This window comes from Nitrobacter winogradskyi Nb-255 (genome assembly GCF_000012725.1).
Taxonomy (GTDB): domain Bacteria; phylum Pseudomonadota; class Alphaproteobacteria; order Rhizobiales; family Xanthobacteraceae; genus Nitrobacter; species Nitrobacter winogradskyi.
This window is the reverse complement of record NC_007406.1, coordinates 2,823,574-2,849,933: the sequence shown is the minus strand read 5'-3', so window position 1 is coordinate 2,849,933 and position 26,360 is coordinate 2,823,574. Positions and strand designations below refer to the sequence as shown.

General features: G+C 64.0%; 24 protein-coding genes. 10 read left to right on the top strand and 14 right to left on the bottom strand.

Going from position 1 to position 26,360, the window contains the following annotated elements:
- Positions 1–4: 4 nt before the first annotated feature.
- The 4 genes from hemF to NWI_RS13600 all read right to left on the bottom strand — a co-directional run bounded on the left by hemF (position 5) and on the right by NWI_RS13600 (position 2,497).
- A complete protein-coding gene (hemF, locus tag NWI_RS13615) occupies positions 5–907 on the bottom strand; it encodes an oxygen-dependent coproporphyrinogen oxidase (RefSeq protein ID WP_011315824.1) in 903 nt (300 codons plus the stop codon).
- A 36-nt stretch (positions 908–943) separates the two neighbouring features.
- The gene (locus tag NWI_RS13610; RefSeq protein WP_011315823.1) at positions 944–1,315 is read right to left on the bottom strand and encodes a 6-carboxytetrahydropterin synthase; all 372 of its coding nucleotides are present in this window, start codon (positions 1,313–1,315) and stop codon (positions 944–946) included.
- Positions 1,316–1,397: 82 nt separating this feature from the next.
- Entirely contained in the window at positions 1,398–2,030 is a 633-nt protein-coding gene (queE, locus tag NWI_RS13605; protein ID WP_011315822.1) for a 7-carboxy-7-deazaguanine synthase, read from the bottom strand.
- Positions 2,027–2,497, bottom strand: a complete 471-nt coding sequence (locus tag NWI_RS13600) for a tRNA (cytidine(34)-2'-O)-methyltransferase (protein ID WP_011315821.1) — start codon at positions 2,495–2,497, stop codon at positions 2,027–2,029. The genes queE and NWI_RS13600 overlap by 4 nt, the downstream gene beginning before the upstream one ends.
- A gap of 202 nt (positions 2,498–2,699) precedes the next feature.
- Here NWI_RS13600 and petA point away from each other — a divergent pair, with 202 nt between their 5' ends.
- Together petA and NWI_RS13590 are read left to right on the top strand one after the other, a co-directional pair.
- Positions 2,700–3,227 (top strand): ubiquinol-cytochrome c reductase iron-sulfur subunit, encoded by a 528-nt coding sequence (gene petA / locus NWI_RS13595; protein WP_011315820.1) that lies wholly within the window; start codon positions 2,700–2,702, stop codon positions 3,225–3,227.
- Between the two features lie 51 nt (positions 3,228–3,278).
- Positions 3,279–5,342 (top strand): cytochrome c1, encoded by a 2,064-nt coding sequence (locus NWI_RS13590; RefSeq protein ID WP_011315819.1) that lies wholly within the window; start codon positions 3,279–3,281, stop codon positions 5,340–5,342.
- 233 nt (positions 5,343–5,575) lie between these two features.
- On the opposite strand, the gene NWI_RS13585 is transcribed toward NWI_RS13590, so the two are convergent.
- Positions 5,576–6,073: a YbhB/YbcL family Raf kinase inhibitor-like protein gene (locus NWI_RS13585; protein ID WP_041345122.1), complete on the bottom strand. Its 498-nt coding sequence runs from the start codon at positions 6,071–6,073 to the stop codon at positions 5,576–5,578.
- Positions 6,074–6,513: 440 nt separating this feature from the next.
- Between NWI_RS13585 and NWI_RS13580 the strand changes: the two genes are divergently transcribed.
- Both NWI_RS13580 and NWI_RS13575 read left to right on the top strand, forming a co-directional pair.
- Positions 6,514–8,697, top strand: a complete 2,184-nt coding sequence (locus NWI_RS13580; protein ID WP_011315817.1) for an anthranilate synthase component I — start codon at positions 6,514–6,516, stop codon at positions 8,695–8,697.
- 146 nt (positions 8,698–8,843) lie between these two features.
- Positions 8,844–9,383, top strand: a complete 540-nt coding sequence (locus NWI_RS13575) for an adenine phosphoribosyltransferase (RefSeq protein WP_011315816.1) — start codon at positions 8,844–8,846, stop codon at positions 9,381–9,383.
- A 48-nt stretch (positions 9,384–9,431) separates the two neighbouring features.
- Here the strand turns inward: NWI_RS13575 and NWI_RS13570 are convergent, their stop codons facing one another.
- Both NWI_RS13570 and NWI_RS13565 read right to left on the bottom strand, forming a co-directional pair.
- A complete protein-coding gene (locus tag NWI_RS13570; protein ID WP_011315815.1) occupies positions 9,432–10,583 on the bottom strand; it encodes a M48 family metallopeptidase in 1,152 nt (383 codons plus the stop codon).
- A 102-nt stretch (positions 10,584–10,685) separates the two neighbouring features.
- Positions 10,686–11,246 (bottom strand): LemA family protein, encoded by a 561-nt coding sequence (locus tag NWI_RS13565; RefSeq protein ID WP_011315814.1) that lies wholly within the window; start codon positions 11,244–11,246, stop codon positions 10,686–10,688.
- Between the two features lie 259 nt (positions 11,247–11,505).
- Here NWI_RS13565 and NWI_RS13560 point away from each other — a divergent pair, with 259 nt between their 5' ends.
- Positions 11,506–11,859 carry a YbaN family protein gene (locus NWI_RS13560; protein WP_049750641.1) on the top strand — a complete coding sequence of 118 codons (354 nt, stop codon included), beginning with the start codon at positions 11,506–11,508 and terminating at the stop codon, positions 11,857–11,859.
- A gap of 11 nt (positions 11,860–11,870) precedes the next feature.
- Here the strand turns inward: NWI_RS13560 and NWI_RS13555 are convergent, their stop codons facing one another.
- From NWI_RS13555 to NWI_RS13540, 4 genes are all read right to left on the bottom strand, one after another.
- Positions 11,871–12,917: a small ribosomal subunit Rsm22 family protein gene (locus NWI_RS13555; RefSeq protein WP_011315812.1), complete on the bottom strand. Its 1,047-nt coding sequence runs from the start codon at positions 12,915–12,917 to the stop codon at positions 11,871–11,873.
- A 36-nt stretch (positions 12,918–12,953) separates the two neighbouring features.
- The gene (gene smc / locus NWI_RS13550; RefSeq protein ID WP_011315811.1) at positions 12,954–16,460 is read right to left on the bottom strand and encodes a chromosome segregation protein SMC; all 3,507 of its coding nucleotides are present in this window, start codon (positions 16,458–16,460) and stop codon (positions 12,954–12,956) included.
- Between the two features lie 231 nt (positions 16,461–16,691).
- Positions 16,692–17,354, bottom strand: coding sequence for a DsbA family protein (locus NWI_RS13545; protein WP_011315810.1), 663 nt, complete (start codon positions 17,352–17,354; stop codon positions 16,692–16,694).
- A 110-nt stretch (positions 17,355–17,464) separates the two neighbouring features.
- A complete protein-coding gene (locus NWI_RS13540; RefSeq protein WP_041345120.1) occupies positions 17,465–17,944 on the bottom strand; it encodes a DUF721 domain-containing protein in 480 nt (159 codons plus the stop codon).
- 188 nt (positions 17,945–18,132) lie between these two features.
- Between NWI_RS13540 and NWI_RS13535 the strand changes: the two genes are divergently transcribed.
- Positions 18,133–19,380 (top strand): A/G-specific adenine glycosylase, encoded by a 1,248-nt coding sequence (locus tag NWI_RS13535; protein WP_011315808.1) that lies wholly within the window; start codon positions 18,133–18,135, stop codon positions 19,378–19,380.
- Between the two features lie 38 nt (positions 19,381–19,418).
- Here NWI_RS13535 and NWI_RS13530 read toward each other — a convergent pair whose 3' ends face one another.
- A complete protein-coding gene (locus NWI_RS13530; RefSeq protein WP_011315807.1) occupies positions 19,419–20,102 on the bottom strand; it encodes a glutathione S-transferase family protein in 684 nt (227 codons plus the stop codon).
- Between the two features lie 359 nt (positions 20,103–20,461).
- A complete protein-coding gene (locus tag NWI_RS13525; RefSeq protein ID WP_011315806.1) occupies positions 20,462–21,592 on the bottom strand; it encodes a site-specific DNA-methyltransferase in 1,131 nt (376 codons plus the stop codon).
- Between the two features lie 579 nt (positions 21,593–22,171).
- On the opposite strand from NWI_RS13525, the gene ypfJ reads away from it, so the two are divergent.
- The 3 genes from ypfJ to NWI_RS13510 all read left to right on the top strand — a co-directional run bounded on the left by ypfJ (position 22,172) and on the right by NWI_RS13510 (position 24,902).
- Positions 22,172–23,098 (top strand): KPN_02809 family neutral zinc metallopeptidase, encoded by a 927-nt coding sequence (gene ypfJ, locus NWI_RS13520; protein ID WP_011315805.1) that lies wholly within the window; start codon positions 22,172–22,174, stop codon positions 23,096–23,098.
- 13 nt (positions 23,099–23,111) lie between these two features.
- Positions 23,112–23,675, top strand: coding sequence for a molybdenum cofactor biosynthesis protein B (gene moaB, locus NWI_RS13515; protein ID WP_011315804.1), 564 nt, complete (start codon positions 23,112–23,114; stop codon positions 23,673–23,675).
- Positions 23,676–23,741: 66 nt separating this feature from the next.
- A complete protein-coding gene (locus tag NWI_RS13510) occupies positions 23,742–24,902 on the top strand; it encodes a PA0069 family radical SAM protein (protein WP_011315803.1) in 1,161 nt (386 codons plus the stop codon).
- A 50-nt stretch (positions 24,903–24,952) separates the two neighbouring features.
- On the opposite strand, the gene NWI_RS13505 is transcribed toward NWI_RS13510, so the two are convergent.
- Positions 24,953–25,282, bottom strand: coding sequence for a DMT family transporter (locus NWI_RS13505; RefSeq protein WP_011315802.1), 330 nt, complete (start codon positions 25,280–25,282; stop codon positions 24,953–24,955).
- A 148-nt stretch (positions 25,283–25,430) separates the two neighbouring features.
- On the opposite strand from NWI_RS13505, the gene NWI_RS13500 reads away from it, so the two are divergent.
- Positions 25,431–26,165 (top strand): ribonuclease HII, encoded by a 735-nt coding sequence (locus NWI_RS13500; RefSeq protein WP_244374916.1) that lies wholly within the window; start codon positions 25,431–25,433, stop codon positions 26,163–26,165.
- Positions 26,166–26,360: the final 195 nt, after the last annotated feature.

Genomic DNA, 26,360 nt, shown 5'->3' with positions numbered 1-26,360 from the left:
TCCTTTATGGCCATTTCACCTCGGGAGGCATCGAGGAGAGGATCGACTCCACGTTGCCGCCGGTCTTCAGCCCGAAAATGGTGCCGCGATCGTAGAGAAGATTGAATTCGGCGTAGCGTCCGCGCCGGATCAACTGCTCCTCGCGATCGGCCGCCGTCCACGGCGTGCTGAAGTTGCGGCGCACGAGTTCGGGATAGACCTTGAGCAGCGCTCGTCCGACGTCCTGCGTGAAGGCGAGATCAGCGTTCCAGTCGCCGCTGTCATGCCAGTCATAGAAGATGCCGCCGATCCCGCGCGCTTCCTTGCGGTGCGGCAGATGGAAATACTCGTCGCACCAGGTCTTGTATTTGTCGTACGGCGCGATGGCGGCGTGAGCGTCGCAGGCGGCCTTCATCGCCGCGTGGAACGCGACGCTGTCCGGGTCCTCCTGCGTGCGCCGCCGCATCAGCACCGGCGTCAGGTCGCCGCCGCCGCCGAACCACGCTTTCGTGGTGACCACGAAGCGCGTGTTCATGTGAACGGCGGGAATATGCGGGTTGCGCATGTGGGCGATCAGCGAGATGCCCGACGCCCAGAAATTGGGATCATCCGCCGCTCCGGGAATCTGCGCGCGAAACTCCGGCGCGAATTCGCCATGCACGGTCGAGCAGTGCACGCCGACTTTCTCGAACAGCCGCCCGTGCATCATCGACATGACGCCGCCGCCTCCGGGCTTGCCGGTGTGGTCGGTGCGTTCCCACGGCGTGCGGACGAAACGTCCCGCGCTGCCGGGATAGAGTGAGGCGGGAGCGTCGTCTTCCAGCTTCTCGAAAGCCGAGCAGATATCGTCGCGCAGTTGCTCGAACCAGGATCGCGCGCGGGCCTTGCGATCCTCCAGCGTGCGATCCTCCAACCGGGTTGCCTCCATCGAGGTCTCCTTCACGGGATGAAACCGATTCATTCTTTACGACGGAACATGCGGACCGAAATAGGCGCAGCTTTCGCCGCAGCTGTCGCGATGCACGCTGACGCGGGTCACGGCTCCCGCGTGCTGGACATGATCCCAGATGAAGCGCGCCAGGTTCTCCAGCGTCGGCGGGCCAAGTCCTTCGACGTCGTTGAGGAGCTTATGGTCGAGCTTGTTCCGGACCTCGCCCATGCCCCGTTCGAGCAGGCCGAGATCGAGCACCATTCCGCTCGCGGGATCGGGCGTGCCGCGCAGGCTCACCTCGGCCCGGAACGAATGGCCGTGGATCTCCATGCTCGCGGCTCCCAATGTCGTTCCCGGCAGCGCGTGCGCGGCCTCGAAGCGGAACGATTTCGTCAACTCCCACATTTTGAAGTTCGCCTCCATATGGATGCGCGGGTGGAGCCCGCGTCGGCGCATGACGTCTTTACGCGTTGCCGCTCGTCCATTTCTACCTGATCCCAAGCGTCTTGTGTGTTTGCAGGCTGAGCCGCCACTGCGGATGCCGCAGGCAATAGTCGACGGCGCGCGCGGTGTTTTCGGCCGCGTCCGGCCCATCCATCGGCTGCAACGAAAACCGATCGAAGGCGAGATCCGCGAAATCCTCGGGCCGGGCATCCGCCTGCGGATAGACCAGCTTGAGTTCGTGACCTCGCCTGATGCGCAGATCGGCGCCAGCTTTTGGGCTGACGCACAGCCAGTCGATGCCGTCGGGCGGCGCAAGGGTGCCGTTGGTCTCGATTCCGATTTCGAAGCCGCGGGCGTGCAGCGCGTCGACGAACGCCTTGTCGACCTGCAACAGCGGCTCGCCTCCGGTCAACACCGCGTAGCGATGGGCGGCCGGTCCGGCCCATTGTCCGGCGACGGTGTCGGCCAGCGCATCGGCACTGGCGTAGCGTCCGCCCAGCGTGCCGTCGGTGCCGACGAAATCCGTGTCGCAGAACCGGCAGGTGGCTGAAGCACGATCTTCTTCGCGGCCGCTCCAGAGGTTGCAGCCGGAGAAGCGGCAGAATACCGCGGCGCGGCCCGCATGGGCGCCTTCGCCCTGCAGCGTCAGAAAAATTTCCTTGACCGCGTAACTCACGGGATCCTTTCCGTCAGGGCCGGTTCTGTCTGCCGCAGAGCCTCGCCCACGGCCATGGCGGCTGCCATGGCGACGTTCAGCGAACGTAGTGCGGGCCTCAAGGGTATCACCAGACGTGCGTCCGCGGCGGCTGCCACGGCATCCGGGACCCCGGCGCTTTCGCGGCCGAACAGCAGAATATCGGTAGCCGCATAACGATGGTCCAGATAGGGCAGGGCGCCCCTGGTCGTGAACAGGACCAGCCGCCCGCCGTCGCCGGCGCGCCATTGCTCGAATTTCAGCCAGGAATCGTGGCGCACGATGGTGACCTGGTCGAGGTAGTCCATGCCCGCCCGGCGGAAATGCCGGTCCGAGACCGGAAATCCGGCGGGCTCGATGATGTGGGCTTCAACGCCGAGGCAAGCGCAAAGACGCAGAATTGTCCCGGTGTTCTGCGGGATATCGGGTTGAAATAGTGCGATCCGCATTGGCTCGATGATTGTCCCGAGATGACTTCCCTGAGATGGCTTCGCGGCTGCCGCATTTTGTGCGCTGCACGAATGAGACCGATAGCGCACTTGCGCTGATCCGGCGAGGGTGCCAATAAAACGGCCGCTTGCAAGATGCATCCCTGGAATGGTTACACCTCATAGCAACAAGACCGGCAGCGGGTAGGAAAGGGTTGGAATCGTGACGACATCGTCTTCGGCAGGACAAAGCCGCCGTGATTTCCTTTTTGTGGCGACCGGGGCGGTCGCCGCCGTCGGCGCCGCCGCCGCGGCCTGGCCGCTGGTGGCCCAGCTCAACCCGGACGCCTCCACGGTCGCCGCGGGCGCGCCGATCGAGGTCGATCTCTCTCCCATCGCCGAAGGGCAGGACATCAAGGTGTTCTGGCGCGGCAAGCCGATCTTCATCAGCCACCGCACCAAGAAGCAGATCGAGGAAGCCCGCAACGTCAATGTCGCGAGTCTGCCTGATCCGCAGCCGGATTCGGCGCGCGTCAAGGAAGGCCATGACCAGTGGCTGGTTGTCATCGGCATCTGTACCCATCTGGGCTGCGTGCCGATCGCGCATGAGGGCGCTTATGACGGCTTCTTCTGCCCCTGCCACGGCTCGGTGTACGACACCTCCGGCCGTATCCGCCAGGGCCCCGCGCCCTCCAACCTGCCGGTGCCGCCTTACGCCTTCATCTCCGACAGCAAGATCAAGATCGGCTAAGGCCCAGCCGTCCCGAACCGAACGCGTCGTCTCATTCGTCAGGATCGCATCATGAGCGGACCCTCCACCTTCCAGCCGAAGAATCCCGTCCTTAAATGGATCGAGCGCCGTCTGCCGATCTTCGGTCTCGTTCATTCCTCGTTCGTCGCCTATCCGACGCCGCGCAACCTGAACTACTGGTGGACGTTCGGCGGCATCCTCTCCTTCATGCTGGGCGTGCAGATCGTCACCGGCGTGATCCTGGCGATGCACTATACGCCGCACGCTGATCTCGCCTTCAACTCGGTCGAAGCCATCGTGCGCGATGTCGATTACGGCTGGCTGCTGCGTTACCTGCATTCGAACGGCGCCTCGATGTTCTTCATCGCCGTCTATATCCACATGCTTCGCGGTCTTTATTACGGCTCCTACAAGGAGCCGCGCGAGATCCTCTGGATCCTCGGCGTCATCATCTACCTGCTGATGATGGCGACCGGCTTCATGGGCTACGTGCTGCCGTGGGGCCAGATGAGCTTCTGGGGCGCGACCGTCATCACCAATCTGTTTTCCGCCATCCCCTATTTCGGCGAAAGCATCGTGACCCTGCTATGGGGCGGCTACTCGGTCGGCAATCCGACGCTGAACCGCTTCTTCTCGCTGCACTACCTGCTGCCGTTCGTGATCGCGGGCGTGGTCGTGCTGCACGTATGGGCGCTGCATGTCGCGGGACAGAACAATCCGGCCGGGGTCGAGCCCAAGTCGTCGAAGGATACGGTGCCGTTCACACCCTATGCGACGATCAAGGATGGGTTCGGCCTGGCCTGCTTCATCCTGTTCTATTTCTGGTTTGTCTTCTATATCCCGAACTATCTCGGCGATCCCGACAACTACATCCCGGCGAATCCGGGCGTGACGCCGCCGCACATCGTGCCGGAATGGTACTATCTGCCGTTCTACGCGATCCTGCGCTCGATCCCGGACAAGCTCGCGGGCGTGGTGGCGATGTTCAGCGCCATTCTGGTCCTGGCCTTCCTGCCCTGGCTCGATTCCGCCAAGACCCGCTCCATGCGCTATCGTCCGCTGGCCAAGCAGTGCTTCTGGATCTTTGTCGGCGTGTGTCTGGGGCTCGGTTATCTCGGCGCGAAGCCGCCGGAGGGGGTCTATGTGATCGCCGGCCGAATCCTGACGGCGTGCTACTTCGCCTACTTCCTGATCGTGCTGCCGATCCTGAGTCGCATCGAGAAGCCGCGAGCCGTCCCCAATTCCATCGCCGATGACGTGCTGGGGAAGAAGAAAAGCGTCGTGGCCTCGGCCCTGGCGGTGATCGGAGTTGCTGGGTTGCTCGCGCTGGACAGCGGCTCGACGGCAAGAGCGTCCGATCATGGCTCGACACCGCCCTCGATGAGCTGGTCGTTCGCCGGCCCGTTCGGAAAATTCGATCAGGGCCAGTTGCAGCGCGGCTACAAGGTCTACAAGGAAGTCTGTGCGGCTTGCCATTCGATGAACCTTGTGCACTATCGCAACCTGACGGATCCGGGCGGCCCGGGCCTCTCGATCGCCCAGGCCGAGGCGCTGGCCGCCGAGATTCAGGTGAAGGACGGACCCAACGACGCCGGCGATATGTTCGAGCGGCCGGGACGCATCGCCGACAAATTTCCGTCGCCGTTCCCGAACGAGAACGCTGCCCGCGCGGCCAATGGCGGCGCGGCTCCGCCCGATCTCTCTCTGATGGCCAAGGCGCGCGGCTATGAGCGCGGCTTCCCACAGTTCATCTTCGACGCCTTCACCCAGTTTCAGGAGAAGGGCCCGAACTACATCCACGCTCTTCTGACGGGGTTCGAGGATACCCCGCCGGAAGGGTTCAAGCTGCCGGACGGATCGACCTACAACAGGTACTTCCCCGGCCATGCCATGAAGATGCCGAACGTGCTGTCGGACGATCAGGTCACCTACGACGACGGAGCGCCGCAGAACGTCGATCAGTATGCGAAGGATGTGGCGGCGTTTCTGATGTGGGCCGCGGAGCCGAAGCTCGAGGAGCGCAAGCGGCTTGGCTTTCAGGTGATGATTTTCATGGTCATCCTTGCGGGACTGCTCTACTTCACCAAGCGGGCGGTCTGGGCTGACGCGCACTGAATTTGCGGCGCGCTCTCAAATCAGAAAGGCTCCCTAGCGGGAGCCTTTTTTTAAGCGAAGCCGGTTCAAACGGCGAGGGCATTCCTCTTCGTCATATCTGGCTTTATGCCGGGCATCCAGATCTTCTTTTTCCCCGGTTTCCAAGACGTGGATGGCCGGAACAAGTCCGGCCATGACGATGATTGAACGAACCGCCTCTCTCGTATTACGCATTCGTTCGAGACGAACCTCGCTCAGCGCTTGAACAGGCCCATCACCGCTGATTTCGCCAGCGTGTTGAAATGAAGCTGAAACCCGATCACCGCCGCCGAGGTGTCGGCGTCGGCGTTGATGTCGCCGCCGACCGCATGCACGGTGAAGACATATCGATGCGGATGATCGCCTTCCGGCGGGCAGGGGCCGCCGTAGCGCGCGGCGCCGTAATCGGTGCGGGTCTGTAGGGCGCCGGCCGGCAGCTTGCCGCTATCGGGATTGCCGGCGTCGAGTTCAAGTTCGCTCACCGAGGCCGGAATATTGATGACCACCCAGTGCCAGAAGCCGCTGCCGGTCGGCGCGTCCGGATCGAAACAGGTCACGGCGAAGCTCTTCGTGCCTTCCGGCGCGCCGCTCCAGCGCAGGTGCGGCGAGCGGTTGCCGCCCGCGCAGCCGAAACCGAAATCCGCCGATACGACATGATCCGTGCTGAGGTAGTCGCCGTCCTTGAAACTGTCGCTCACGACTTTGAAGGCCATGATGTTCTCCCGGTGTCGAATTGTAGCGTTCTCTAGCCAAGCATTTCCTCGGGCTTGACCCGAGGATGGATATTCGGCTTTGCGTGCAGAAAGCGTCAAAACAACAATTCCAGAGCTTCCGCTTCCGTTCAATCGGAAGCGGAAATGCTTCAGGGGGGCATCTCGATACTGACACACCTGAGTTGGATCAGGATGTAGCAGGATCCTGTCCCAAAGCGGCGCGTCGCCGGTGAACGCTCTTGACATCGCACCACCGGAATGATGACTTCGCCGCCATGGATACCGTCATTCGCCCGCGCCGCTTCTGGCGACCCACCTTCTGAAGGGTGGCTGATACGATTTTGCATTTCTTTCTAATCGTCGAGGGCCGTCATGCAGAGCGACGGCCTTTTTGTTTGTCCTGTGTGGCGCTCTCTCCGCAAGTCTCGTAAGAGGACTGCATGAACAGGACCGCCTTTTCCCTTCCCGCGCAAAGCGAGTACCTGACCGCCGGTGGCCTCTCGATCAGCCGGTCGATCGAACATTTTACCGGCGGCAGCAGGCTCGACGACCTGATCGGACTGCTCGACAGCCGCCGCGGCGTGGTGCTGTCATCGGGCACGACGGTGCCGGGCCGTTATGAGAGTTTCGACCTCGGCTTTGCCGATCCGCCGCTGAAGATCGAAACTACGGGATTCAATTTTACCATCGAAGCCGCCAATGCTCGCGGCGAGGTGCTGATCGCTTTCCTTGGCGAGACCTTGAGCGAGCCCTGCGCGGTCGTCACCGAAAAGACCGCCCGCCGGATCGCCGGTCATATTGTCCGCGGCGATGCTCCGGTGGAGGAAGACCAGCGTACCCGGCGCGCAAGCGTGATGTCGCTGGTGCGGGCGCTGGTGGCGGCTTTCGCGTCGACGGCGGATCCCATGCTCGGGCTGTACGGCGCGTTCGCCTATGACCTCGTGTTCCAGATTGAAGATCTGGTGCAGAAACGCGCGCGTGAACCCGATCAGCGCGACATCGTGCTGTTCATTCCGGATCGCCTGCTGGCTTATGACCGCGCCGCGGGCCATGGCGTCGTACTGTCGTACGATTTCGCATGGAAAGGCCGCTCCACCGAAGGGCAGCCGCGCGATACGCCCGACAGCGTCTATGCGAAGACATCTCGCCAGGGCTTCACCGATCACGCTCCCGGCGAATATCAGGCAACGGTGGAAACCGCGCGCGCCGCGTTCGCGCGCGGCGACCTGTTCGAGGCGGTGCCGGGGCAGTTGTTCGCCGAGCCCTGCGAACGCTCGCCGGCCGAGGTGTTTCAGCGGCTGTGCCGGATCAATCCATCGCCCTATGGCGGGCTGGTCAATCTCGGGGACGGCGAGTTTCTTGTCTCCGCCTCGCCGGAAATGTTCGTGCGCAGCGACGGCCGCCGCATCGAGACCTGTCCGATTTCCGGAACCATCGCGCGCGGCGCCGACGCCATCGGCGACGCCGAGCAGATCCGCGAACTGCTCAACTCGGAGAAGGACGAGTTCGAACTCAACATGTGCACCGACGTCGATCGCAACGACAAGGCGCGCATCTGCATGCCGGGCACGATCAAGGTGCTCGCGCGCCGCCAGATCGAAACCTATTCGAAGCTGTTTCATACGGTCGATCATGTCGAAGGCATCCTGCGGTCGGGCTTCGATGCGCTCGATGGATTCCTCACCCACGCATGGGCGGTGACGGTGACGGGCGCGCCGAAGAAGTGGGCGATCCAGTTCGTCGAGGACAACGAGCGCTCGACGCGGCGCTGGTATGCCGGCGCGTTCGGCGTCGTCGGCTTCGACGGCTCGATCAACACCGGCCTGACCATCCGCACCATCCGCATGAAGGATGGCCTCGCGGAAGTGCGCGTCGGCGCGACCTGCCTGTTCGACAGCAAGCCGGAACTCGAGGATCGCGAGTGCCAGACCAAGGCGGCGGCGCTGTTTCAGGCGCTGCGCGGCGATGCCCCGAAGCCGCTCTCGGCCGTGGCGCCGGATGCGACAGGCTCGGGAAAACGCGTGCTACTGATCGACCACGACGACAGCTTCGTGCACATGCTGGCGGATTATTTCCGGCAGGTCGGCGCGCGGGTCAGCGTGGTGCGCTACGTCCACGCGCGGGACATGCTCGACAGGCAAGGCTATGACCTGCTGGTGCTGTCGCCCGGTCCCGGCCGGCCGGAGGATTTCGGCATGGCCCGAACCATCGGTCTCGCGCTGGAGAAGAAGATGCCGGTGTTCGGCGTCTGCCTCGGCTTGCAGGGGATCGGTGAGTATTTCGGCGGGCGTCTCGGTCAGCTTGCGCAGCCGGCGCATGGCAGACCGTCGCGCGTACAGAATCGCGGCGGCCGGCTGATGCGCAATCTACCGAACGAGATCGTGATCGGCCGCTATCATTCGCTCTATGTCGAGCGCGACCGTTTGCCCGAGGTGCTGGAAATAACGGCGACCACCGACGACGGGGTGCCGATGGCGATCGAGCACAAGTCGCTGCCGGTCGGCGGCGTGCAGTTTCATCCGGAATCGCTGATGTCGCTCGGCGGCGAGGTCGGCTTGCGGATCGTGGAGAACGCGTTCCGGCTGGGGAGGGAACGACGCGAGAACAGCAATGATGCCGTATGATCGTCATGGCCGGGCATAGCCGTTCGAAGAACGGCGTTCGCCTATGTCCCGGCCATCCACGTCGTTGATCCGGTAACGCCTTCAAAAACGTGGATGCTCGTGACAGGCATGGGCATGACGCACGATCTGTTGATGGGGAAACATGAATGACTTTCGAAGATGACCTGCAGGCTTCCGTCCGCACCATTCCGGACTACCCCAAGCCGGGGGTCATGTTTCGGGACATCACCACGCTCCTCGGCGATGCGCGCGCGTTCCGCCGCGCCGTCGATCAGCTCGTGCATCCCTGGGCCGGCTCGAAGATCGACAAGGTCGCCGGCATCGAGGCGCGCGGCTTTATCCTGGGCGGCGCGGTAGCTCATCAGGTCTCCGCGGGCTTCGTGCCGATCCGCAAGAAGGGCAAGCTGCCGCACCAGACCGTACGGATGGCCTATGCGCTGGAATACGGCACGGACGAAATGGAAATGCACGTCGACGCCATCGCCAGGGGCGAGCGCGTCATTCTGGTGGACGATCTGATCGCCACCGGAGGCACCGCCGAGGGCGCGGTGAAGCTGCTACGCCAGATCGGCGCTGACGTGGTGGCGGCCTGTTTCATCATCGATCTGCCGGATCTCGGCGGCGCCGCCAAGCTGCGCGCGATGGATGTCCCGGTGCGGACGCTGATGGCGTTCGAGGGACATTGATCCCTTCATCAAGGGTGGGATCAAAGCACCGTTTACGGCTGATGAAGATCAGGAGCGATGGCTCCATGGGTCGGGAACAGACGGCGGCGGCGCGGCGTCAGGTGTCGTCGCGTTCGGTATCGGGGGCTTGCTCCAGGGGCCCGGCGGGAGATCGGGTAATTCTGGATCGGCCACGGCGCTCTCGGCGGGCAACTGCATCGGTCCGGGATCGCGGCCGCCGGCATATCTCACCAGCGCGCGCACGCGCGTATCGACGGACGGATGGGTAGCGAACAGGTCGGCGAAACCCTGACGCGGGTTGTCGACGCACATTTCCATCACCGCCGAGGTGACGCCCGGCAGTTCGCCGCGGTTCTCGATCTTGCGCAGCGCCGAGATCATGGCGTCGGGATTCTTGGTCAGTTCAACCGAGCCCGCGTCAGCCATCAGTTCGCGCGAGCGCGACAGCGCCATCCGCACCACTTGCGACAGGAACCAGGCCAGCACGATCAGCACCATCGCCAGGATCACGGCGATGACGGCGCCGCCGCTCTTGCCGCCGCGGGAGGATGATGAGCGCGACGTCCGCCCGCTGCCGCCGCTCAGTCGTGCGCCGCTGCGCAGGAAGGTACGGAAACATAGTTCCGCGACGAAGCCGACGACGCCCGCGATGATGACGGCGACCACCATCAACTGCACGTCGCCGTTGCGAATGTGGGTCAACTCGTGGCCGAGCACCGCTTCCATCTCTTCGTCGTTGAGCCCGTTCATCAGACCGGTGGTGACGGTGATCGCATACTGACGGCGGTTGAGGCCGGTCGCGAAGGCGTTGAGCGCGTCGGTGTCCATCACCTTCAGCCGGGGCATCGGAATGCCGCGCGAAATGCAGAGGTTTTCCAGCAAGTTGTAAAGCCGCGGCTGTTCCTTGCGGCTGACGTCATGGCCGCCGGTGACCGCGTCGATGATCGACTGGTGGAAGAAATAGGCGATCACGATCCACAGCACTGATCCTGCCGTGGCCCAGGGGAGGGCGACGATCAGGTCATGCCAGGCTTGTCGGATATAAAACCCCGCCGGATAGTCCGCACCGAGCCGGAACACTTCGGCGATCAGCGCGCCGACGAACACCATCACGTAGATCAGCACGAACAGCCCACCCAGCAGAAACATCGAACGGATCTTGTTCGATGCGATGTGGGTGTAGAGACCGTAGGCCGCCATCAAGCGAATCCGTTTGCAGGGCTTGTCGCGCGGACGATCCCTTTCCTCGCCTGGAGGGGCGTAGAAAGTCTGTCCTGCCGGTGTCGGTGCATCGCGAGAACCTCAGAACTTCACCTGAGGCGTCTGCTCCACGGTGGCGCGGCTGGCGCCGAGATCGAAAAACTCCTTCGGCGTGAAACCGAACGCGCCCGCGAACAGCGCCGCCGGCAACTGCTGGATGGCGGTGTTGTACTCCTGGACGGCGTTGTTGAAGAAGCGGCGGCTTGCGGCGACCTTGTTCTCGATGTCCGACAGTTCGCTGGCAAGCTGCTGGAAATTGGCGTTGGCCTTGAGATCCGGGTAAGCCTCCGATAACGCGATCAGCCGGCCAAGCGCGCCGCTCAACTGGTTCTCGGCGGCGCCGACCTGCGCGGGCCCTTGCGCGGACATCGCGATGTTCCGGGCCTTGATCACGTCATCCAGCGTTCCGCGCTCGTGCGCTGCGTAGCCTTTCACGGTTTCGACAAGGTTCGGGATCAGATCGTGACGCTGCTTGAGCTGCACGTCGATGTCGGCGAAGGCCTGTCCGACGCGCTGGCTGAGTGCGACCAGCCGGTTATACGCGATAAGCGCGAACACGGCGGCGGCCACGATGACGCCGAAAATAATCAAGCCGGTCGACATGAGAAGAGCTCCTGATGAGACGACGCGAAAGCGGTCACCGTAGACGAAATTCCGCGCGAACGGCAGGCTCCGCCGGAAGACAGCGGTTCTTGGTCGGGAAAACGGTTAGAAAAGTTCAAGTTGTCCGGTATTTTGTTCTGTGTGAAGCTAGGATGTGGACGTGGCGGATCAGGATGGCGAGCAAATGATAGCGGACGAACCATCTTTTGGCGCAGGTGCGGCCGGTGCCCTGGATTCGCGTGTCGGCACGTCGCGGATGATGCGCGGCGTTTTTCTGGTGGCGGGCATCTTTTTCGTCGCGCTCGGCTTTATCGGCGCATTCCTGCCGGTGCTGCCGACGACGCCGTTTCTGATTCTGGCCGCGGCCTGTTTCACCCGTTCCTCGCCCCGGCTCGAGAACTGGCTGTTGCAGCATCCGCGTTTTGGCTCTCTGCTGCGTGCCTGGCGGGAGCGCGGCGCGATCCCGGTAAAAGCCAAGCTGATGGCGCTGGGCGGCATGGCGATCGGCTTTGCGGGATTCTGGTTCGGCAGCCACCCTGGCCCGTGGCTCACGGCGGCGGTGGCGCTTCTGATGCTGACCGGGCTGGCCTACGTCTTTACGCGGCCATCCTGATCTTCAAGTGATCACGTCTCGGTCAGGTTGACGGCGTCGCCCCAACCGATCCGGCGCAGGCGGGCATAGCTCGCCTTGTCACGACGGAGAAACGTCGTGACGCCGACGCTGCCATCGGGCCGGCACAGCTTGAGCCGCATCGCCGCCTTGGTGAGCATTGGGGGCGCCAGCACCCGCGCCGGACGCGGCCTGTCAGGCGTTCGCGCCAGCACGACGTAGCTGAATTTTTCATCCTCGAAAGGAAGTTCCGCGCCCTTGATATGCTTGTGCGCGCGGGATCTGGGCAGCCGCTGCACGAAATGGCACCAGTCCGGCGTGGCATTCTGGCGGGACGCGTTCCCCCGAGGCGAAGCGGCGCCCGTTTCGTCCGGGAACGCGGCGAGCGGACATTCGCCGTCGTGCGGGCAGGGCGCGATGACATGCGCGCCTTGCGCGATCAGTTGACGCCGCAAGCCGAGGATACGCTGGTAGCCGGCGGGCGTGCCGGGTTCGACGACAACCAGCGTGTCGCGCGTCGCCGCCCACATCAACTCGGCGAGCGCGGCCTGCCGCTCCATCCGCATCTCGCCGAGGACATAGCTAGCGATGACGAGATCGGCGCTTTCAGGCGCATCGCGAAGCCCGGCCGATGCTTCGCGTTGCGCATAGCGGAGCCCGGCGAGACGTAAGTCATCACGCACGAGATCGAGCGCGAGCGACCGCAGCGCCGGATTGGAGTCGATCGCCGAGAACGCGTCGAGGGATTCGAACGCCTGGGCCGCGGCCCATGTCGCTGTTCCAGGTCCGGCCCCGATGTCGAGCAGGCTGAGCGGCGTGAACTTGGGACGTGTTTCGCGGAGCGCATTGAGACTGGCCACCACGGCCGCATAGGTCGCGGGCATCCGCGCCAGCGCGTAGGCAAGCGCGTCGGATTCGTTTCTGATCGTGTTCGAACCGCCGCCGCTCCGATAGGTTTGCGAGATCGCCGCCGCGCGAGCGGCCGCATCGTTGCGGGAAAGGCCCTGCGCCTTCCTTTGCAATGCGGCTTTCAGTTCGGCAGGTAGATCGGGTGGGATCATGGCTTTACCCTCCCCTGGAGGGGGAGGGTAAAATTGTCACGCGACGTGCTGGTCGAGAATCTTCACCGCGTTCTCGAGATCGACCGACACCAGTTGCGAGACGCCCCGCTCGGCCATGGTCACGCCGAACAGCCGGTTCATCCGCGCCATGGTGATCGGATTGTGGGTGATGATGATGAAGCGCGTCTCGGTGGACGACGTCATCTCATGCAGGAGATTGCAGAAGCGTTCGACGTTGTGGTCGTCGAGCGGCGCATCGACTTCGTCGAGCACGCAGATCGGTGACGGATTGGTGAGGAATACCGCGAAGATCAGCGCCAGCGCCGTCAGCGCCTGTTCGCCGCCGGAGAGCAGCGACAGCGTCTGCGGCTTCTTGCCGGGCGGCTTGGCGATGATCTCGAGACCGGCTTCCAGCGGATCGTCGCTCTCTATCAGATGCAGGGCCGCCTCGCCGCCGCCGAACAGATCGGTGAACAGCCGCTTGAAATGCGTATTGACGGTTTCGAATGAGGTCAGGAGCCGCTCGCGTGCCTCGCGGTTGAGGCTCTGAATGCCGGTGCGCAGCTTCTTGATGGCCTCCACCAGGTCGTCGCGCTCGGTGGCGAGCGAGCCGTGCTGGGTGTCGACCTCGCGCAGTTCCTCCTCGGCGCGCAGGTTGACGGCGCCGAGACGGTCGCGGTCGCGGCGCAGCTTTTCGAGATCGGCCTCGATCTCCGGCAGCGGCGGCAGATCGACGCCGGACTGAATTTCGGCCAGTGAAGCCACCGCGTCGGGTTCGACCTCGAGCATGTCGCGGATTTCCCGCTCGGTATCCTCAAGCCGCCGCTTGCTTCCGTCCATGCGCTCCTCGGCGCGCGCCGTCGCCTCGCGTGCGCTCGACAGCGCTTCCAGCGAGACTCTCGCGGCGCGATCGGTTTCCGCCATCACGGCCTCGGCGGCGGCGAGGGCGTCGGCCGCCTCCCTGCGATCCCTTTGGGCGTGCTCGATCTCGCTGATGATCGCGCTGCGCTTCTCCGCAAACAGCGCGGGAGCGTTGTCGAGGTCGGCGCGCTCGGCCTTGACCTCGGTCACGCGGGCCTCGATGGTCGCGATCTGCGAGGCAGCGCTCTGCTTGCGGGTTTGCCATTCGTTGCGTTCGGCCGATATCGCTTGCAGTCGGCGATCCGCGAGTTCGGCTTCGCGCGCCAGCGCCTGCGCTTCGGCGCGCACCTGCGCGGCGGCGCGCCGATGGCCGTCGATCTCGGCCCGCACCTCGCCGAGCTTTGTTTCGGTATCGAGGCTCGGCGGCAGTTCGCCAAGGGCTGATGTCGCGGCTTCATGGGCGCTAGCGGCCTCAAGGCGATCGTTGGTCAGGCGGCTGTGCGCCTCCGTCAGCGCCGAGCGTCGCGCCGCGTGGCGATTGATCTCGCGCTCGGCCCGCGCATGGCGTTCGCGCGCCGCATCGACCTCGCGCTGCGCCGCGCGCCAGGCATTGCGCGCATCGCTTTCGGCGGATGCGGCGGCGGCGACGGTCTGGCTGGCGGCGACGACGGCCTGCTGCGCCGCTTCCAGCGCCTGACGCCGCTCTGACACCTCAGAGCGTGCGCGCTCGATCTCACTCTCAATATCGGCAAGCCGCGCGCGCTCGGCGAGACGCCGCGCCGCGCCGGTCGGCGCATGGGCCGCGGTCACGAAGCCGTCCCAGCGCCAGACGTCTCCTTCGAGCGAGACCAGCCGCTGGCCGGTCTTCAGATCGGCCACCAGTTCCGCGCCGCGCTCCCTGGCGACGACGCCGATCTGTTCAAGGCGCCGGGCCAGTTCAGGCGGCGCCTGCACATGGGCCGCAAGCGATTCCACGCCTTCGGGCAGCACTGGGTCGTCCGCCGTCACATCCGCGCCGGTCCAGCGCATCGGCGCGGAGGGATCCACCGGCGCGTCGAGGTCGTCGCCGAGCACGGCGCCGATCGCCTTCTCGTACCCCTTGTCGACGCTGACGCCGTCGATAATCGGCGGCCACAGGTTCTTGCTTTCGCCGTTGAGGATCTTGGCGATGGTCTTGGCTTCGGTTTCGAGCCGCTGCGCGCGCTTGTCGGCGTCCTGCAGCGGTCCGCGCGCCGCTTCCACGCCGACGCGGGCGGCATCGAGCTGGCCTCGCGCGGCGGCATGTTCGGCTTCGCGCTCGCGGCTTGAACTTTCCGATTGCGCCAGCGCCTGCTGCGCGTTTTCGATCGCCGCGGTCAGCGCGTCGAGATCACCGAAACCGCTGGTCTGCTGCGCCAGTGCTTCGGTCTCGCGCTGCACGTCCGCGATCTGCTGATCAATGCGCGCGAGACGATCGCGATGGGTCCGCGCGTTCGCTTCAAGCTGGTTGCGTTTGGCGGTGAGGTCGGCCAGCACCCGCGTCAAATCGGCGAACGTGGCCTCGGCCGCGGCGAGCGTCGCTTCCGCCTGCGCCGCGCGTTCATCGACGCCGCTGCGCGTCTCGACACGCGACTTGATCTCGTCCTTCAGTTCTGTGTCCTCGACATCGAGCCGCTGCAAGGCGGCGTCGGCGTCGGATGACTGCCGTTGCTCGCGTTCGACATCGGAGGCAAACTGCGTCAGCCGGTGATCGAGTTCGGCGGCGCGCTCCTTCGCGCGCTCCTCTTCGCGATCCAGCGTCTCGCGCGCGTTGATAAGGCGCTGCAGGCCGGCGGCGGCGCGGGCCTCCGCCTCGCGCAGCGCCGGCAGTTCAGCCGCGCGTTCCGCCTGGAGGCGGGCGGCTTCGGCCTGCTCGCGGGTGCGTTCGGCCAGTTCGCGGACATTGAGGTCATGGGTCCGGGCGGCTTCCGCCACCTCGGCCTGCGCTTCGAGCCAGCGCAGGTGGAACAGCGTCGCCTCCGCCTTGCGGACCTTCGCGGCGACGTCCCGATAACGGATCGCCTGCCGCGCCTGCTTCTTGAGCCCTTCCATCTGGCCGGCGAGCTGGCCGATCACGTCCTCGACGCGCGTGAGATTGGTCTCGGCGGCTTTCAGCCGCAACTCTGCCTCGTGACGGCGCGCATGCAGGCCGGCCACGCCGGCGGCGTCTTCCAGCACGCGGCGGCGCTGTTCGGGCTTGGCCTGGATGATCTCGCCGATCTTGCCCTGGTGCACCAGCGCCGGAGAGCGCGCGCCGGTGGCGGCGTCGGCGAACAAAATCTGCACGTCGCGGGCGCGCACGTCCTTTCCGTTGATGCGGTAGACCGAACCGGACTCGCGCTCGATCCGGCGCGAAATCTCAAGCGCCTCGGACTCGTTGAAAGCGGCCGGCGCGGAGTGATCCGAGTTGTCGATCGACATCACCACCTCGGCGTGGTTGCGCGCCGGACGGTTGCCGCTGCCCGCGAAGATCACCGCGTCCATGTCGGCGGCGCGCAGCGATTTGTACGAGGTTTCGCCCATCGCCCATCGCAGCGCCTCGACCAGATTGGACTTGCCGCAGCCGTTCGGCCCGACCACGCCGGTGAGACCTGGCGCGATCACGAAATCGGTGGGTTCAACGAACGACTTGAAGCCGTGAAGGCGAAGGCGCGTGAGTTTCATGGACACTCTGCTGCTGGCAAGACGCGAATCAGCCCACAGTCACAATACCATATGTCCTGTCGGCAGCTTTGGGCCGCGCGCCTCGCGAGGTCCGACAATGGCCATGGCGGCGTGCCGGGGCAACAGCGCGGACAGGCTTTTCCAGAGGCTTTTTCAAAGGTTATCGCGTTTTCGAGCGAGGAAACACCCTGGAACCCCGGCCGCTGTCCGCCACGCGCCTGCCTGCTGATCTCACTTTTTCAACAGCGGATCGATCTTGTTCTTGAAGTCCTCGAATGCGATCTCGCCCTTCACCATGTCGCCGTTGATGAAGAACGACGGCGTCGAATTCACCTTCAGAACCTCATTGGCGTATTTCTGGTCGGCTGCGATCTTGTCGAGCAGGGCCTGATCCTTCAGGCAGTTTTCAACCTCACCTTCCGTCAGTCCGGTCTGCTTGCCGATCAGCTTCAGCGATTCCGTGGTTTTTGATCCCGTCCATGTGTCCTGCGACTTGAACAGCGTGTCGATCACCGCGAAATATTTTCCGGCGTCGTCCTTGGCGATGCAGCGGGCCAGCATCGCGCCGGCGGCGGCCTTGATGTCGAGCGGAAACTCGCGGAATACATAGCGGATCTTGTTGGTGTCGATGTATTCCGTCTTGATCTTCGGGAACACGTCTTCGGCGAACCGCGCGCAATGCGGACACGTCATCGAGGCGTATTCGGTGATGGTGACGGCGGCATCCTTGGGCCCGAGCGCCATGTCGGGCAGCGAGACGGGTTTGGCGACGTCGGCGGCGGTGGCGTTCTGGGCTTGGGCGACGCCGAGAAAGCGCCAGGGCGAAAGACCTGCGACGGCGGCGAGGCCGGTCAGCGAGAGGGCGGCATTGAAAGCGCGGCGCGTGATGATCAAGGGTCTGCTCCCGAAACGGCGCAAGCGCGCCTGAAGACACTTTTGTTCGCTAGCTTGAAACCAGAATTGTGGCAATGGCGCGCTTGCGGGAAGCGCGGTCCACGATGGCGTCAATTCCGCTTGATCGAGGCTCCCAGGCGCGCCAGTGCGGCGCGCAGATCGTCGTCCTCGATCGAGGTCAGCGTTCCCGCCACCCTCGCCACGTCGGTCGCGTCAGGCGGCCGGGCGCTCCGCCGCGAGGTCTTGCGCGACAAAGGAGCCTGGCGCAGGGCCAGCCGGCCGACCGCGTTCCAGCCGAAGAAGCGATTGACTCTCTGCAAAATGACATTGGACGAATGCTGGATCTCCAGCGCGACCGGACCTTCGACCCGCAACACCAGCGTCGCCGGTTCCTGCTGCTGCCCCTCGACCGGGCGAGGCCACTGGATCTTTATCGGTTCGGAATGCGCGGCGATTTCGGGTCCGGCGATGGCCGCCCAGCGGGTCACCAGTTCGCGAGAGGCGAATCCCTGCCGCGCATAGGCATCGGAGAAGACACGGCCGAGCAGGGCGGACAGCGGCTTGGCTGAGATCGGGCCGGGCTTGGACATTGGCGGACTATAGCATGTCGGGTTTTCGTTTGGATGCGCCTGGCGCGAGGGCGTCATGGCCGGACGTGTTCCGGCCCATCCCCCGTTTTTTGCACGTCTTTTGCGGCAACTCACAAAAAAGACGTGGATGCCCGGCACGAGGCCGGGCATGACGTGGAGAGGTTGATTCCATCGACGAGAATGGCGCGATGGCCCGAGCGGCAACGGCGATACGTCACACGCACAAGATGCAAGGCGGAGACCGCAACCGCCCGGTGTTGCTGCTGGAGTGGTACGACCGCAACCGCCGCCTTCTGCCGTGGCGCGCGCTGCCCGGCGAGCCGGTCGATCCCTATCGGGTCTGGCTGTCCGAGATCATGCTGCAGCAGACCACCGTGAAGACGGTCGGGCCTTACTTCGAAAAGTTCCTGGCGCGCTGGCCGGACGTCGCGGCGATGGCGCGCGCCTCGCTCGACGATATCTTACGGATGTGGGCGGGGCTCGGCTACTATTCGCGCGCGCGCAATCTGCATGCCTGCGCCGTCAAGGTGCTGCGCGATCACGGCGGCCGGTTTCCCGACACGGAAGAGGATCTGCGTGCGCTGCCGGGGATCGGTCCCTATACCGCGGCGGCGATCGCCGCCATCGCCTTCAATCGACGCACCATGCCGGTCGACGGCAATATCGAACGTGTGGTGTCGCGGCTTTTCGCCGTGGACGAGCCGCTGCCGAAGGCGAAGCCGCGCATTCACACGCTGGCCGCGACGTTGCTCGGGCCATCACGATCCGGGCGCGACGGCAAGAGCCGTGCTGGCGACGTGAAGACACGCGCTGGTCGCGACGGCAAGAGCCGCGCTAGCGACGTGAAGACACGCGCTGGGGATATCGCGCAGGCCTTGATGGACCTTGGCGCCGCCATTTGTACACCAAAGAAGCCTTCTTGCGTGCTGTGTCCGCTGAGCGATGATTGCGCCGCGCGGGCGCGCGGCGATCAGGAGACCTTTCCTCGCAAGACCCCGAAAAAGGCAGGCGAGTTGCGGCGCGGCGCGGCCTTCGTCGTGAGGCGCGGCAGCGAGGTGCTGGTTCGTACACGGCCGGCAAAAGGCCTGCTCGGCGGCATGACCGAAGTTCCGACATCGACGTGGCTCGCCGCGCAGGATGATACGGCCGCCCTGAAGCAGGCGCCGTGCCTTGAAAGCGCGCCGCGCTGGCGGCGCAAGGCTGGCGCGGTCACGCATGTTTTCACGCATTTCCCGCTGGAGCTTGCTGTCTATACCGCAGCCGTCGCCAGGCGGACCGCCGCGCCGGAGGGGATGCGCTGGGTCCCGATCGCCCGGCTGAACGATGAAGCGCTGCCCAACCTGATGCGCAAGGTCATTGCGCACGGCTTGGGTGATGAGATGGAAATCCATGCGCTCGCAACCCGTCGCAAGCAACAAGAAGGCCCTCCGGCGTAAGCCGGAGGGCCTATATTTATTACCCACGAGGCGAGGGATCAGGACACCTTCGTCTTCATGTGACGGTACAGGAAGCCCAGCGCTTCCTCGTCGTTTTCCGTTTTGAAGGTGAACTTATCCTTCAGCGCGATCGCTTTCGCCGCCGCCGGACGCGCCGAAACCTCATCCAGCAGCCGTTTGAAGTTCGGATATTTGGCGACGCTGTCGCCGATCACGCGGGGCGCCATGCGAGCCCAGCCCCAGAACGCCATATCGACGATCGAATAGGTGTCGCCGACCATGTAGCGGTTGCCGGCAAGATGGTCGTCGAGAACCTTGTAGTGACGATGCGCCTCGAACTGATAGCGGTTGAGCGCGTAGTCCAGACCTTTCGGCGCGTAATCCTTGAAATGCACGGCCTGTCCTGAATACGGCCCCAGCCCGCTTGCGATGAACATCATCCACGACAACATTTGCGCACGATGGGCCGGGGTGTTTTCCGGCATGAACTTGCCCGTCTTCTCGCCGAGGTAAAGCAGGATCGCGTTGCTGTCGAAGACGAACACGCCGTCGTCATCGATTGCGGGGACCTTGCCGTTCGGATTCACTTTCAGGAATTCCGGTTTGAACTGATCGCCCTTGCGGGTGTCGATCGGCACGAGTTCGAAAGGAAGGCCGGCCTCTTCCAGAAACAGCGCGACCTTGTTGGGGTTCGGCGCGCCGTTGAAATAGAACTTGATCATCGGAAAACTCCACTGTCCGTGCTTGAGTAGGGCGAGACCTGAACCGGGAATGACCGGAGGACGTTCGCAAGACCGCCATTCACTGCGTGGATTCCGGGATCAATGCAACGGGCGAGTTTTACCATAGCGTTTTCGAGCGGAGCATGTCCTCCGGCTCGACCCGAGGATGGATACCGCTTCGCGTGAAGAAAGCGCGTTAGGACAAATAATCCAGAGCTTCGCTTCTGATTGAACCAAAAGCGAGAATGCTTCAGAAATTTATTGTCTGGTCGCATTTTCTTGCGGCGAACCGGTATCCACTTCGCTGGAAAATGCTCTAACCGCCGTGCGCCCGGCATTATGTCGGGTGTGACAGGTGTTCAGTCGCTCGCCATCTGGCTGCGGATTTCGGCCCGCAGTTCGTCGATGAGCTTGAGACCCTTGCTGGTTTCGATGTGCCAGAAGGTCCAGCCGTTGCAGGCGCCCGCGCCTTGCGCCACGGCCCCGATGCGGTGGATCGAGCCGACCTTGTCGCCGAGCATGATGGCTCCGTCGGCGCGCACAAGCGCGCCGTGGCGCTTCTTCGCATCGACGAGTTTTGCGCCGGGCGAGATCATGCCGCGCTCGATCAGCTCGGAGAACGCCACGCGCGGCGCCTCGCGAGCGGTCATGAAGGGGGCAAGGGTGGCTTCGGGAAGCGGTTCGACCGCCGCGATGCGTTTCTCGGCGGCGGCGGCGTAAGTCCGGTCGCGTTCGAAACCGATATAGTTGCGGCCGAGGCGCTTGGCGACAGCGCCGGTGGTGCCCGTGCCGTTGAACGGATCGATGACGAGATCGCCCGGCTTCGACGACGACAGCAGCACCCGCGCCAGGAGACCCTCGGGCTTCTGGGTCGGATGAACCTTGCGGCCGTCCTCGTCCTTCAGCCGTTCGTTGCCGGTGCAAAGCGGAATCAGCCAGTCCGAGCGCGCCTGCACATCCTCGTTGGCGGCTTTCAACGCTTCGTAGTTGAACGTGTAGCCTTTGGCGTTCTCGTCGCGCGCGGCCCAGATCATGGTCTCATGGGCGTTGGTGAAGCGGCGGCCGCGGAAGTTCGGCATCGGATTGGTCTTGCGCCAGACGATGTCGTTGAGCACCCAGAATCCGAGATCCTGCATGATCGCGCCGACGCGGAAGATGTTGTGATACGATCCGATCACCCAGATGGTGGCCGACGGTTTCATGACGCGGCGGCAGGCGAGCAGCCAGGCGCGGGTGAATTCATCATAGGCGGAGAAGGACGAGAACTTGTCCCAATCGCTGTTCACAGCGTCGACGTGCGATTCGTCGGGACGCTTGAGATCGCCCTTGAGTTGCAGATTATACGGCGGATCGGCAAAGATCAGATCGGCCGATCCGGCTTGAAGTTTCGACATCCCGGCGACGCAATCGCCAATGATGATGCGCGAAACGGGAGAGTCAAATTTAGTGCGGGGCGCCCTTGCAGACGCCCCGCGACGCGACACACCCATGACTCGAATACTCTGACTCAGGCGACGCTGTCGGCGACGCGGGACCTAACAACCGACTGACGCTATAGTGACCTGCCAAAGTAAAAATCGACTTAATTGCAGAAAGCTTTCGTTGAGCCGGGTGCAGGCTCCGCAAACAGTGGAAGGTTTACAAGCGGGCGCCCGCAGCCGTTGTCATGGTTCGCGCGCGAAGGCGGGTCGTGGTGTCGTCATCGGCGCGGGGGAAGCAATGTTGTTCGTGCTGTTTGGAAAGCTCTTCCAGGACAGTTTGTCTGAACCTGAAACCCGCGCTCTCCATTGAAAGAATTGTTGTCCGCGCCACGCGTCGAATACGACGTTCGCCCCAGGTGGTCGCCACGAATTCGGGATGGCGGCGTGAGGGTCCCAAGGAACCGGCGGAAGACTCTTCTCCGTTATTGATTCGGCGTGCTTTCTTCACGCGAACCGGATCCCGCTTCGATCGAAAACGCTATAGGCAATTGTTGCCGGGCAGGTTATTGATTAACGAGATGAGTATTTTAGCTGGGCGCCGCCACTTGCGGGCAGGTGACCGATCGATCGGACACGAGGACGAACCTCATGCGTGATGATGATTTTCGCCGGAGCGACAACATCGACGACCGTCGCGGGCAAGGCGGCTTCGGCGGCGGCGGGTTCGGCTTTCCAAGAGGGCGCGGTGGTCTCGGCATCGGCACCATTCTCATACTCGGCATTGTCGGCTATGCCTTCGGCATCGATCCGCGCCTTTTGATCGGCGGTGCGGAAATCCTGACCGGCGGCGGTCAGGCGCCGAGCTATCAGACGGACGGCCGCGGCTCGCAGGGCAAGCCCGGCGCGCCGACCGACGAGATGGGCAGCATGATTTCCGGCGTGCTGGGCGAGATCGACGATCGTTGGGATGAAATCTTTAAGGCCAGTGGGCAGCGCTATTCCGGGCCCCGTATCGTGCTGTTCCGTAACGCCACGAACGGCGGCCGCTGCGGCATGGCGCAGTCCGCGATGGGGCCGTTCTATTGTCCGCCGGACAAGCAGATCTTCCTCGACACCGAGTTCTTCAAGCAGGTGGAAACGCGCTTTCGCGGCTGCTCGGGCAGCGCTTGCCGGTTTACAGCGGCCTACATCATCGCGCACGAGGCTGGGCATCACATCCAGAACCTGCTCGGTATCCTGCCGCGCGTGACCCGATTGCAGCAGCAGGCCGGCAGCAAGGCGGAGGCGAACGCGCTGCAGGTCAGGGTCGAGCTGCAGGCGGATTGCCTTTCTGGCGTCTGGGTCAATCGCCAGGCGAAGAAACGTCCCAACTTCCTGGAGCCGGGTGACATCGAAGCCGCGCTGACCACGGCATCGGCGATCGGCGACGATACGCTGCAGCGCCAGTCGACGGGCCGTGTGGTGCCGGATTCGTTCACACATGGCTCCGCAGTGCAGCGCAAGCGCTGGTTCATGACCGGTTACCAGCAGGGCACCGTGCAGGCCTGCAACACCTTCGCGACGGATGATTTGTGAGTGAGAAGTCGCCATGCCGGCCATCGACGAGACGAAGCCGTTCGTTCCTCTAAACATCGGGGTGCTGACAGTGTCAGACACGCGATCTCTTGAGGAGGACAAGTCGGGCGCGGCGCTGGCAGAGCGGCTCACCGCCGCCGGTCACAAGCTGGCCGCGCGCGCGATCGTCACTGACGATGTTGAAGCGATCCGCACGTTGATCAAAAAATGGATCGCCGACCCCGGTATCGACGTCATCATCACCACCGGCGGCACCGGCTTCACGGGGCGCGACGTTACCCCCGAGGCCGTCGAGCCGCTCTTCGAGAAGCGGATGGATGGCTTCTCGATTGCTTTCCACATGCTGAGCCACGCCAAGATCGGCACTTCGGCGATACAGAGCCGCGCGACCGCCGGCACCGCGGGTTCCACCTTCGTCTTCTGCTTGCCGGGGTCTCCCGGCGCCTGCCGGGACGGCTGGGATGGCATCCTCTCGCACCAGCTTGATTACCGCACCCGCCCCTGCAACTTCGTCGAGATCATGCCGCGGCTGGACGAACATCTTCGCCGCCCGAAGGCGAGGGGAGCGTCGGCCTGAGCCGCCCGATCGGAAAGGCTCGAAATATGTTCTTGCTTTGTTCTGTGTGGCTGCTATTGTTCCGCCATGAGCAGAACCTCGCCCGCCACCCGCAGAAACCCGGTCGTCACGTCGCCTCCCGCATCGGCGTTCGCGTCATCCTTCGCCGAGCTTGAGGTCGCGATCGATCGCGAGCGGCGGAGGGGACGCGGCGCGCAATCCAATGTCAGCGGTCGATTCGAGGCGGAGGCGCGAACCGCATTCGACGATGGCTGGCAAAGCCTCGACGATCTGCCGCCGTTCAAAACCACGCTCGCTGTCGACGCCGCGCGGAAAGTCATCACCCGCAACGAGTCGCCCGACATCAGTTTCGACCGCTCGATCAATCCTTACCGGGGCTGCGAGCACGGCTGCGTCTACTGTTTCGCAAGGCCGACCCATGCCTATCTCGGCCTGTCACCGGGGCTGGATTTCGAATCGAAGCTGTTCGCGAAGCCGGACGCGCCCGCCCTGTTGGAGAAGGAACTGGCCGCTGAGGGCTACGAGCCGAAAATGATCGCGATCGGGACCAACACCGATCCCTATCAGCCGATCGAGCGCGGCAGCAGGATCATGCGCGGCATCCTCGAAGTGCTGGAGCGTGCGTCGCATCCGGTCGGCATCGTCACGAAATCGGCGTTGGTGACACGCGACATCGATATTCTTGCGCGAATGGCGAAGCGCAATCTCGCCAAGGTGGCGATTTCAGTGACGTCGCTCGACGCCCGGCTCGCACGCTCGATGGAGCCGCGGGCGTCAACGCCGATGCGGCGGCTGGAGGCATTGCGCAAGCTGTCGGAAGCAGGCATTCCGACCACGGTGATGGTGGCCCCCGTGATCCCGGTGCTGAACGACAGCGAGATCGAGCGGATTCTCGATGCGGCCGCCCATGCCGGTGTCAGGGAAGCCAACTATGTGCTGCTGCGGCTGCCGCTGGAAGTGCGCGACCTGTTCCGCGAATGGCTCATGGCGAACTATCCCGATCGCTATCGTCATGTGTTCACGATGATCCGCGACATGCGCAACGGCCGCGATTACGATTCACAATGGGGCGCGCGGATGAAGGGCGCGGGACCGATCGCATGGATGATCGGCCGCCGCTTCGAGATCGCCTGCGAGAAGCTTGGGCTCAACAGGAAGCGCTCGAAGTTGACGACTGACCATTTCGCCAGGCCGAAACGTAGCGGGCAGCAGTTGAGCCTGTTCTGACGGTGTCAGGGTGGAGGCGAACGCGGTATCTCGTCAGAAGGAAACGATGGTCATTGCGACACGCTGGTGGTCAGGTTGAGACCGACCGCGCCAACCACGATCAAGCTGATGAACAGGATCTGGATCATGCTTGGCGACTGGCGCAGGAATATGGCGCCGATCAGCGAGATCAGCACCACGCCGGCCCCGGACCAGATGGCATAGGCGACGCCGACCGGAATGCGGGTCAAAACCTGCGATAGCGCCCAGAAGCAGCCGGCGAAGATCGCCAGCGCGGCAACGCCGTAGACCGGCTTGCCGAAGCCTTCGGATTTGGTGAGCAGCGTTGTTGCGGTGACTTCGGCGACGATGCTGATGGCAAGAAGTCCCCAGGCGTTCATGGCTGTTCTCTTGTGATGTTGAAATGTTTAGGGTGGCCTCACGAATAGCTGCCGGGCACGACAATCCGATGCGGGACGGAAGCGAATTGCGGGAATAATCCGCCGTTTGCGGGTTGCGCCGTCGGGCGGTCCACCGCACCATCACGCCATGATTCGCGCAACGCCTCCGAAGCGTCGTCTGAAAGCAGGGACTATCAACGTTGCGCCGAGTTTCATGCGTGAGCGTGACCTGATGGAGTGCGGCGTCTGGCCGGTCGCCGGCTGCGATGAGGTCGGGCGCGGGCCATTGGCGGGGCCGGTGGTCGCCGCCGCGGTCGTGCTGGACCCGAACCATATTCCCAAAGGCATCGACGACTCCAAGCGCCTGACCGCCGCGCGCCGCGAGGAGTTGTTCGAGGAGATCGTGGCGACCGCATCTTTCGCGGTGGCCTGCGCGCCGATCGAGCGGATCGACCGCGACAATATCCTGCGCGCATCACTGTGGGCGCTGGCGCGCGCGGTTCATGCGCTGCCGGACACGCCGAAGCACGTCTTCGTCGACGGGCGCGACAGAATAGATATCGCTTGCGCGTGCGAGCCGGTGATCGGCGGCGATGGCCTGGTGCTGTCGATCGCCGCCGCCTCGATCGTCGCCAAGGTCACGCGCGACCGGCTGATGTGCAAGCTGGCGCGGGATTGCCCCGGCTACGGCTTCGAGACACACAAGGGCTACGCGGTCCCCGGCCATCTCGAAGCGCTCGGCCGTCTTGGGCCAAGCTCTCATCATCGCAGTTTCTTCGCCCCGGTTGTCGCCGCGCGCGAGCGTCATCGCGCGCTGCTCGCCGGAGCAAGCGCTTCCATCAGTGAAACGTCGGCCACGGTAGCGGTCGAGGCTGTCATCTGACCATAGCGTTTTCGAGCGAAGTGGGGACCGGTTCGCGTGAAGAAAACGCGTCAAAACAATAATCCAGAGCTTCGCTTCTGATTCAACCAGAAGGGAAATGCCCTGGGCAGGCCGGTTGCCTCAAAGGTACACGCGCCTTATCACTCGCAGCCACTTCGCTCCGGCGCGCCTCAAGAGCTCCGCAAGACCCGTCGC

Excerpts from the sequence above, each read along its gene's own strand:
- hemF (WP_011315824.1), bottom strand. The coding sequence starts at position 907 with ATGGAGGCAACCCGGTTGGAGGATCGCACGCTGGAGGATCGCAAGGCC.
- NWI_RS13610 (WP_011315823.1), bottom strand. The coding sequence starts at position 1,315 with ATGTGGGAGTTGACGAAATCGTTCCGCTTCGAGGCCGCGCACGCGCTG.
- NWI_RS13600 (WP_011315821.1), bottom strand. The coding sequence starts at position 2,497 with ATGCGGATCGCACTATTTCAACCCGATATCCCGCAGAACACCGGGACA.
- NWI_RS13590 (WP_011315819.1), top strand. The coding sequence starts at position 3,279 with ATGAGCGGACCCTCCACCTTCCAGCCGAAGAATCCCGTCCTTAAATGG.
- NWI_RS13585 (WP_041345122.1), bottom strand. The coding sequence starts at position 6,073 with ATGGCCTTCAAAGTCGTGAGCGACAGTTTCAAGGACGGCGACTACCTC.
- NWI_RS13580 (WP_011315817.1), top strand. The coding sequence starts at position 6,514 with ATGAACAGGACCGCCTTTTCCCTTCCCGCGCAAAGCGAGTACCTGACC.
- NWI_RS13575 (WP_011315816.1), top strand. The coding sequence starts at position 8,844 with ATGACTTTCGAAGATGACCTGCAGGCTTCCGTCCGCACCATTCCGGAC.
- NWI_RS13570 (WP_011315815.1), bottom strand. The coding sequence starts at position 10,583 with ATGGCGGCCTACGGTCTCTACACCCACATCGCATCGAACAAGATCCGT.
- NWI_RS13565 (WP_011315814.1), bottom strand. The coding sequence starts at position 11,246 with ATGTCGACCGGCTTGATTATTTTCGGCGTCATCGTGGCCGCCGCCGTG.
- NWI_RS13560 (WP_049750641.1), top strand. The coding sequence starts at position 11,506 with ATGCGCGGCGTTTTTCTGGTGGCGGGCATCTTTTTCGTCGCGCTCGGC.
- NWI_RS13555 (WP_011315812.1), bottom strand. The coding sequence starts at position 12,917 with ATGATCCCACCCGATCTACCTGCCGAACTGAAAGCCGCATTGCAAAGG.
- smc (WP_011315811.1), bottom strand. The coding sequence starts at position 16,460 with ATGAAACTCACGCGCCTTCGCCTTCACGGCTTCAAGTCGTTCGTTGAA.
- NWI_RS13540 (WP_041345120.1), bottom strand. The coding sequence starts at position 17,944 with ATGTCCAAGCCCGGCCCGATCTCAGCCAAGCCGCTGTCCGCCCTGCTC.
- NWI_RS13535 (WP_011315808.1), top strand. The coding sequence starts at position 18,133 with ATGGCCCGAGCGGCAACGGCGATACGTCACACGCACAAGATGCAAGGC.
- NWI_RS13530 (WP_011315807.1), bottom strand. The coding sequence starts at position 20,102 with ATGATCAAGTTCTATTTCAACGGCGCGCCGAACCCCAACAAGGTCGCG.
- NWI_RS13525 (WP_011315806.1), bottom strand. The coding sequence starts at position 21,592 with ATGGGTGTGTCGCGTCGCGGGGCGTCTGCAAGGGCGCCCCGCACTAAA.
- ypfJ (WP_011315805.1), top strand. The coding sequence starts at position 22,172 with ATGCGTGATGATGATTTTCGCCGGAGCGACAACATCGACGACCGTCGC.
- moaB (WP_011315804.1), top strand. The coding sequence starts at position 23,112 with ATGCCGGCCATCGACGAGACGAAGCCGTTCGTTCCTCTAAACATCGGG.
- NWI_RS13510 (WP_011315803.1), top strand. The coding sequence starts at position 23,742 with ATGAGCAGAACCTCGCCCGCCACCCGCAGAAACCCGGTCGTCACGTCG.
- NWI_RS13505 (WP_011315802.1), bottom strand. The coding sequence starts at position 25,282 with ATGAACGCCTGGGGACTTCTTGCCATCAGCATCGTCGCCGAAGTCACC.
- NWI_RS13500 (WP_244374916.1), top strand. The coding sequence starts at position 25,431 with ATGATTCGCGCAACGCCTCCGAAGCGTCGTCTGAAAGCAGGGACTATC.